6 protein-coding genes are annotated in these 7,670 nt (G+C 66.9%); 1 reads left to right on the forward strand and 5 read right to left on the reverse strand.

Annotation, left to right across the window (positions count from 1 at the left end; genetic code table 11):
- Positions 1-683 (forward strand): chromosomal replication initiator protein DnaA (locus ACE3UY_RS20660; RefSeq protein WP_374689369.1); only part of this gene is annotated, 683 nt, incomplete at its 5' end.
- 93 nt (positions 684-776) lie between these two features.
- Here the strand turns inward: ACE3UY_RS20660 and purH are convergent.
- The 5 genes from purH to ACE3UY_RS20685 form a co-directional block, all read right to left on the reverse strand.
- Positions 777-2,360: a bifunctional phosphoribosylaminoimidazolecarboxamide formyltransferase/IMP cyclohydrolase gene (gene purH, locus ACE3UY_RS20665; RefSeq protein ID WP_374689370.1), complete on the reverse strand. Its 1,584-nt coding sequence runs from the start codon at positions 2,358-2,360 to the stop codon at positions 777-779.
- 70 nt (positions 2,361-2,430) lie between these two features.
- Positions 2,431-3,375 carry a GNAT family N-acetyltransferase gene (locus ACE3UY_RS20670; protein WP_374689371.1) on the reverse strand — a complete coding sequence of 315 codons (945 nt, stop codon included), beginning with the start codon at positions 3,373-3,375 and terminating at the stop codon, positions 2,431-2,433.
- A gap of 108 nt (positions 3,376-3,483) precedes the next feature.
- Positions 3,484-3,981 carry a MaoC family dehydratase gene (locus ACE3UY_RS20675; protein WP_374689372.1) on the reverse strand — a complete coding sequence of 166 codons (498 nt, stop codon included), beginning with the start codon at positions 3,979-3,981 and terminating at the stop codon, positions 3,484-3,486.
- Between the two features lie 212 nt (positions 3,982-4,193).
- Positions 4,194-4,922 (reverse strand): class I SAM-dependent methyltransferase, encoded by a 729-nt coding sequence (locus ACE3UY_RS20680; protein WP_374689373.1) that lies wholly within the window; start codon positions 4,920-4,922, stop codon positions 4,194-4,196.
- Positions 4,923-5,009: 87 nt separating this feature from the next.
- A partial coding sequence (locus ACE3UY_RS20685; RefSeq protein WP_374689374.1) for an AAA family ATPase occupies positions 5,010-7,670 on the reverse strand: 2,661 nt, incomplete at its 5' end.

Below are 7,670 nucleotides of genomic sequence, written 5' to 3' on the forward strand. Positions count from 1 at the left end.
AGGAGGAGTTCTTCCACACCTTCAACGATCTGCACAGTCTGGGTAAGCAGGTCGTCATCTCCAGCGACCGGCCGCCCAAGGCGCTGGCGACGCTAGAGGAGCGGCTGCTATCGCGCTTCGAATGGGGGCTGTCGGCCGACGTGCAGCCGCCGGAAGAGGAGACGCGCCGGGCCATCCTGCTGGCTAAGGCGGACGAGTTAAACTATTCCGTCCCCGATTACGTCATCGAGTTCATCGCCCACCAGGTGCGGCAGAACATCCGCGAGCTGGAGGGAGCGCTGAACAAGGTGGTAGCTTACGCGCAGTTAACGGGGGACGCCATCGATCAAAACCTCGTCAACCGCGCCCTGGCTGACACGATGCGCCGGGCGGAGCGCGTGACGGTCGAGCAGGTGCTCGACATCATCTGCCGCTACTATAACGTGACGGCCGAGGCGCTGGACAGCAGCAGCCGCAAGAGCGCCATCGCCTACCCGCGCCAGGTCGCCATGTATCTGTCGCGCACCGAAACCGAGGCGTCGCTGCCGCAGATCGGCGCGCGGCTGGGCAACCGCGACCACACGACGGTGCTGCACGGCTACGAGAAGATCGCCGCGCTGGTCGAAACCGATCCCCAGTTGAGACGGGACATCCTGGAGATCAAGGCCATGCTCTACGAACGCGCCGACGTTATCACTCACTAGAGGCTAGGTTCCAGGGACTAGGGGCTAGGGAAGAGCGCTCTTCCCTGGCCCCTAGTCCCTGGAACCTAGCCCCTAGAACCTAGCCCCTATAGTCTAGTGCCGGAAATGCCGCGCGGCGGTGAAGACGAGGGCCAGACCGAGACGGTCGGCGGCGGCGATCACCTCGTCGTCGCGCACGGAGCCGCCCGGCTCGACGACCGCCGTTACCCCCGCTTCGGCCGCCGCCTCCACCCCATCGGGGAATGGGAAGAAAGCGTCGGAGGCCATGACCGCTGCCCGCGCCCGCTCGCCCGCCTTGGCCGCCGCCAGCTTCACGGCGTCCACCCGGCTGGGCAGCCCGCCGCCGATGCCCACCGTCGCGCCCGCGCCGGCCAGGACGATGGCATTGGACTTGACGTGCTGGCAGGCGACCCAGGCGAAGCGTAGGGCGGCCGACTCTTGCTCGGTAGGGGCGCGCCGGCTGACGATGCGCCACTCAGCCGCGGGCGGGTCGCCCTCGTCGCGCGTCTGGGCAATGACGCCGCCGCGGATGGAGCGCAGTTCGATCAGGCCCGCGTCGTTCTCCCCCTCGCCCAACGCCACCAGCCGGCAACTCTTCTTGTGGGCGGCGAACCAGGCCGCCGCCTCGTCGTCGAAAGCCGGGGCGATGACCGCCTCCACGAACAGGTCAGCTGCGGCCAGGGCGGCGACAAACGCGCCGTCCACCGGCCGGTTGGCGGCGATGACGCCGCCGAAAGCGGAAACGGGGTCGGAGGCCAGCGCCGCCGGGAAGGCCGCGGCCACGCTGTCGCCCACGGCCAGACCGCAGGGGGAGAGGTGCTTGACGATGACCACGGCCGGCCGCTCGAACGCCGCCGCCGCCCGCCAGGCCGCGTCCAGGTCGAGCAGGTTGTTGTAGGAAAGCTCCTTGCCCTGCAGCAACCGGCCGCCGAGCGGGCCGGCCGCCGCGTCGGTCGCGTAGAGCGCCGCCGCCTGGTGGGGGTTCTCGCCATAGCGCAAGCGCTGTACCTTGACGAGGTTCAAGGCGAGTTGTCTGGGGAGCACCGCATCTGAGGATGCGGACTCTGAAATCGGGTGAGCTCCCCTGCTCCCCTGCCCCCCGGCTCCCCTGCTCAAGAACGCCGCAATCGCCGTATCATAATCGCTCGTATGCGCGAACGCCTTTACCGCAAGCGCATAGCGCAGCGAGTCCTCGATGCCGCCAGCCCGCAGCGCCTCCAGCGCCGCGCCGTAGTCAGCCGGGTCGCACAGGACGGTCACCCGAGCAAAGTTCTTGGCCGCGGCGCGCAAGAGCGCCACACCGCCGATGTCGATCTGCTCCACCGCCTCGGCCAGCGTGACGCCGGGCCGGGCGATGGTCTCGCTGAAAGGGTAGAGGTTGCACGCGACCAGGCCGACCGGGGCGATGCCGTGGGCCGCCAGGTCAGCCGCGTCTTCGGGCAGGTCGCGGGCGAGGATGCCGCCGTGGACGGCCGGGTGGAGCGTCTTGACGCGGCCCCCCAGCATCTCCGGCGCGCCAGTAATCTCGGCCACGTCGCACACGGGCAGACCCGCCCCGCGCAACGCCGCCGCCGTGCCGCCGCTGGCTACCAGTTCCCAACCCAGCTCAACCAGCCCGCGGCCCAATTCGACTAAACCAGACTTGTCATGAACAGAGAGGATGGCGCGCTTGTTCATGGTTGTGAAGTTTAGCACAATCTGGAATGGGACGCTGATAGACGCCGATTTCTGCGCTGATTGTCGCTGCTCAAAGTGCTAAGACGTAGCTCACCTCATGCTCGACCAGCGCAAAGCCCAGCGATTCGTAGAGAGCGATGGTCTCGCGCCGGTCGCCCCACGACTCCAGGCGAATGGGGCGCGGCGATTGGCCGCGCAGCCAGTGCGCCGCGGTCAGGGCCAGCGGCGTGTGCAGCCCGGCGTCGCGCGCCTCGGGGACAATACCCGGCTGGTCGATGACGTGAGGCGTACCGGCCGGCGCGCCGGCCGCCGCCGGCATGGCGCGGCATTGGCCGGCGGGCGCGCCGGAAGAGTCGAACACTAGAAATGTGCCGGCGGGGTCGGCGTGGGATAGCCAACCGCGCATCCGCTCCACCGTCACCATGCCCGGCGTGTTTTCCCAATGCCCCCACAGGTCGCGGAAGGTGCGGTTGCACAACTCGACGAGCAAAGGCAAATCCGCGACCTCGGCATAGGAACGCGCGGTGTAACCGTGCGGCCAAACGGGCGGCGGCAGCGGTGTGTCAGCCGGGGCCAGCAAGGCCCAGGTATCGCCGCGGTAGCGCAAACCCTGCGATAGCAGGAAGCGCAGGGCGTCCTGATTGTCGGCGGGCACGTCGATCGCCAGGTAGCCCGCGTCCAGTTCGGCGGCCCGCTCGGACAGCCGGTCGAGCAATTGGCGGCCGATGCCGCGCCGCCGCCACGCGGGGTGCACCTTGATGTCGCCATAGCAGCGGTCGGTCGTTTGGTGAAACAGGACGGCGTAGCCGATCAGGTCGTGGGACTCGGTCGGGTTAGCAGCTACCCACCGCTCATGCTTGGGCCAGAGGAGCGCCTCCTGCAGCCGGTCGGCGGTCAGCGGTTCCTGCCCGTCGGCCCGCGCGACGACGCGCAGCAGCTCCAGTAGCGCCTCCAGGTCGGCGTCCGGCTCCAGCGGCCGGATCGCCGCGCCGGCCAGCATCGCCTCATTCTTCATGGTGACTTCCCTCCTCGGTCGTAGTCAGGCGATTCATCGCCGTTCTTCGCCCTCCATGGGAGGGGTTAGGGGAGAGCGAAGAACGGCGATGAACCGCCTGACTACGAGCTATTGCTTCGGCGTCGGGCGGTGGGCCTGGGGGACGTAGCCGCGCTTGTAGACGAGGATGGTGCGCTTGAAGGTGATGACCACCAGCCCATCCTGGTTCATGCCGGTCGTGCGGATGGTGACGAGGCCCTGGTGCGGGCGCGAATTCGACTCGCGCTTCTCCAGCACCTCGCTCTGGGCGTAGACGGTATCCCCCTCATAGAGCGGGTTGGGCAGCCGAATCTCATCCCAGCCCAGGTTGACCGCGTTCTGCGAAATATCGCTCACGGACATGCCCATCACCAGCGACAGGGTGAAGGCCGAGTTGACCAGCGGCGTGCCCCACTCGGTCTGGGCCGAGTAGGCGCTGTCGAAATGGATAGGGTTGGTGTTCATGGTCAGCAGCGAGAACCAGATGTTGTCGTTCTGGGTCACGGTGCGGCCGAGGGGGTGAGGGTAGACATCCCCCACCTCGAAATCTTCGTAGACACGTCCTTGCCAGCCTTGTTTGATCGCCATAGAGACACCTCGATGCTATGGTGGTTCGCCGCTCGTAGTCAGGCAATTCATAGCCGTTCTTTGGATGGGGTGGACGTCTTCTTCCGTCCATATCCGTAGCCATTTCTTAAAGCTCTAAATTGCCTGACCACGAACAGGATAGCGCAAGGATAGCGTAACGGGCGGAGGTTAGCCAACGACTAGAAACCGGGTTTCTGCTGAGAAACTCGTTTCTAGTCCAGCCGGGCAATGGCGAAGAGGTGAGCCGTGCGCCGGGGCTGCTCGTCCAGGCTGCGCGACTCCAACCTGCTGAGGACGTTGCTGGCCATGGCCTGCGCGGTCGTCAGCGGATGGCGCGGCGACAGCGTGCGCAGCCCGCGCGTCCGGTTCTTGCCGGTCTTGACGCCCCAGGTCACGCAGACGTCGGCGAAGTGGCGCGCCAGCAGTTCGCGCAACTCGTCGCGTCGGAAGTGCTTGACATGGTCGGGGTTGTGCTGGTGCGAGGGCATATAGTCCCCGTTGGGCGTGGTCACGTAGAGCCAGCCGCCCGGCCGCAGCACGCGGGCGATTTGCTCGACAAACGCCTCGTCTTCCACCACGTGCTCGATCACCTCGACGCAGATCGCGCCGTCAAAACTGCTGGAGGGCAAGGTGCAGCGAGTCATGTCCTGCAAAACGACGCCGGCGATGTTGCTCCGGGAGCGCTGCACGTCGTGAAGGATGGCGTTCGTCACGCCGAGGTGCAGATCGCGCTGGACTTCGGACTCCTGGGGGATATCCAGCAGGGTGATCTCCGCCGGGAGGCCGATGGTATAGGGGGATTTGCGCCCGCCCACGTCCAGCACGCGCGGTCGTTCGGCCGCTGTCTCCGCCAGCAAGTGGCGCAGATCGCGCCTGACCCGGCCGTAGAGCGCGGGCAGGAAGGGCGTGGCCGACGTGTAGAGCAATTCGTAGGGCGTCATGGAGAAACCACTTACCCTATTCTAACGGTCGCACTGCTCCTGTGTCGATGAAGAGGACGTAAAAAAGGCACATACGCTGGTACGCCCTTACCATTGCCCGTTCAGAATCTCCTGCACGACCGTCTCAAAATCCAGCGCCTCGCCGGCGGCCAGGCCGGCCTCGACCTCGGCTGAAGGCAAGACAAGCCGGGCCAGTTCGTCCTCAATCTCCAGCTGCAGTTGATGCTCCAGCGCCGGATGGGCATAGGCCACGCCAAAGAGGGCCAGCGCCCGCGCCCAAGTCCCTTCGGCGGCGAGAATCTGGCCGAAGAGGGATACCCCGTTGACGACAGCCGGCAGGTAATCCAATGCGACGGCCAGCGTCAGCGCTTCGTGCGCCTCGGCGCGGGCCGCCGCTGTGTTGTCCAGCCTCAGGTGGACCTGCGCCAGATTGCCGAGCACAATGGAAGTCTGGAGCCGGCCGCCCAGTTCACGCGAGCGCGTGAGCGCCTCGCGGCTATACGCCTCGGCTTGTCCAAGATCGTCTAGAAGGTAGTAAAGATAACCGAGATTGAGGAGCGCGCGGCTCTCATAGGTCAAATGGTTTGCCAGCCGGGACAGCGCCAGAGCGGCCAGCGAGAACTCGGTTGCCCGGTCGAGGTCGCGGTTGCTCGTGGCGATGTTGCCCAGCACATTGAGCGCCTCGATCTCGTTGACTACCGCGCCGAGCGCCCGGGCCGTCGCCAGCGCCTCAACCGCGTAGGTCTCGGCAGGCTCCAGATCGCCCATGCTCCAGGCCGCGTAGGCCGCCATGTGCAGGATGAGCGCCAGCGTCTGGCCGCCGACGGCGCGACCGAGTGGTAAAGACGCTTCGACGAGCGCCCGCGCCCGGTCATACTCGCCGCGCGCGTTGGCGATGCTGGCCTGCCCGGCCAGCGCCTCGGCCTCTGTCGTGACGTCACCCGTCGCGCGTGCGCCGGCCAGCGCGCGCTCCAGAACTGCCTCGGCCGCGGGCAAATCGCCCAGCGTGGGGTAGACCCTGCTCAGGCGGAGGAGCGCGTTGGTGACCGCCGACCCACCAGTCTCGCCAGCCGCCTCACGAAGCGCCAACGCGCGTTCCAGGGCCCGGCGCGCCGCCTCGACCGCGCCCACACGTAACGCCTCCTCGCCTGACCGTTCCAGCAGGGCCGCCGCCTTCAGGCCCTCGCCCGCCTGAGCGTAGTGCCCGGCGATGAGGCCCAGATATTCGCCCAGCCGCTCGCCGGCGTGGGCCTCCAGCCAGCGGGCCACCCGGCCGTGTAGTTCGGCGCGGCGCTTCAGCAGCACCGTCTCATAGGCCACGTCGCGCAGCAGGGCGTGCTGAAAAAGATACTCCTCGACACCGGCAAAGGAGGAGTGCTCACTGTGGTAGATAAGTCCCCGCCGGCGCGCCGCCTCCAGCGTGGGGTCGAGGGTCTCGCGCTCGACTTGTAGCAGGTCGGCCACGGTGTCATCCCAGAATAACCGGCCGACAACCGCCGCCCGCCGCAACGCCTCCCGTTCCGCTTCAGGCAGCCCGTCCAGGCGCGCCTGCAGCAGTCCGGTCAGCGTGGACGGCACGCGCACTCCTTCTAGCCTGTCTACCCAAACATGCCATCTCTCGTCTGGAGCAGAGGGGAGAGGGAGCGGGAGCGCCGGGGTGAAGGGAGACTCGGCAGACGGTTGATTCACCCCCACTCCCCTGCCCCCCGGCTCCCCTGCACCTCCACGCTGGATCACGCCCTGCTCGATCAACATCTTAACCAGCTCTTCAACGTAGAACGGGTTCCCCTCGGCTGCGTTGACGACTAGCGCGCGCAACCGCTCGGGCGTTCCCTCGACACAGCGCAAGATTTCATCCAGTAGGGCGCCGCTATCCCCTTCGGACAGCGGCGTCAGGCTGATCCGCCCAAAGGTCGCGGAGTCCTCGTCCCAATCCGGTCGCCGCTCGAACAGCGTCGGTCGGGTAGCGGCAACGAACAGCAGGCGCGTGGCCTCTCCCTCCGCGCCGGACAGCACCTCCGCCAGATAGGCAATCAAATCGAGGGATGGATCATCGGCCCAGTGTACGTCCTCCAGTATCACAACCACCGGCGGGTTCCCCCGACCTGCTAACGCGCGGAAGTAGCGCGTCAGGTGGGTGCGGGCAGCGGTCGCGAAGCCGGCGCTACCCAGCAAGGAGCGAACGGCCTCACTCGACGAGAAGTCAAACCCCAGCCAATGACCGACGACGTCGGCCCGTTGCGGCGGCAAATAGCCGGCCATCCCGGCGCGGAACTTCTCCAGCGCGACGGCGGTCGGGTCGCTGTCGAGAATATCGAACCGAAAGGCGAACAGATCGCGGAATAGGCTGTAGGCCACGCCTTGCAGGGCGGGCCGCGCCCGGCCCTTGAAGTAGCGCGTGGTCTCGGGACGAAGCTCTAGCCAGTTGTCGAACTCGTAGAGCAAGCGGCTCTTGCCCAGGCCTGCCTCGCCGACCACGGCCACCAGGCGCGCCCCGCCGCCTTCGACGGCAGCAAAAAAGCTTCCCTGTAAGAGGGCCAATTCGCGCTCGCGGCCGATCATGCGCGTCTCAACACCATCCACGCCGCGCGTTGTCATACGGAAAGCGCGCGGCTTGGCCCGACGCACGATGTAGGTCTGTACCGGCCCGTCTACGCCCTTGACGAGGATGGGGTCGCGCGGCTGCACGTCGAAGATGCCGCGCACGTGGCGGTACGTGTTATGGGAGATGAGGATCGTCCCCGGCTC

The organism is Promineifilum sp. (SeqCode) (genome assembly GCF_041918635.1).
Classification (GTDB): domain Bacteria; phylum Chloroflexota; class Anaerolineae; order Promineifilales; family Promineifilaceae; genus Promineifilum.

What these genes read in the sequence shown, in the direction of transcription:
- purH (WP_374689370.1), bottom strand. Translation starts at nt 2,360, where the DNA reads ATGAACAAGCGCGCCATCCTCTCTGTTCATGACAAGTCTGGTTTAGTC.
- ACE3UY_RS20670 (WP_374689371.1), bottom strand. Translation starts at nt 3,375, where the DNA reads ATGAAGAATGAGGCGATGCTGGCCGGCGCGGCGATCCGGCCGCTGGAG.
- ACE3UY_RS20675 (WP_374689372.1), bottom strand. Translation starts at nt 3,981, where the DNA reads ATGGCGATCAAACAAGGCTGGCAAGGACGTGTCTACGAAGATTTCGAG.
- ACE3UY_RS20680 (WP_374689373.1), bottom strand. Translation starts at nt 4,922, where the DNA reads ATGACGCCCTACGAATTGCTCTACACGTCGGCCACGCCCTTCCTGCCC.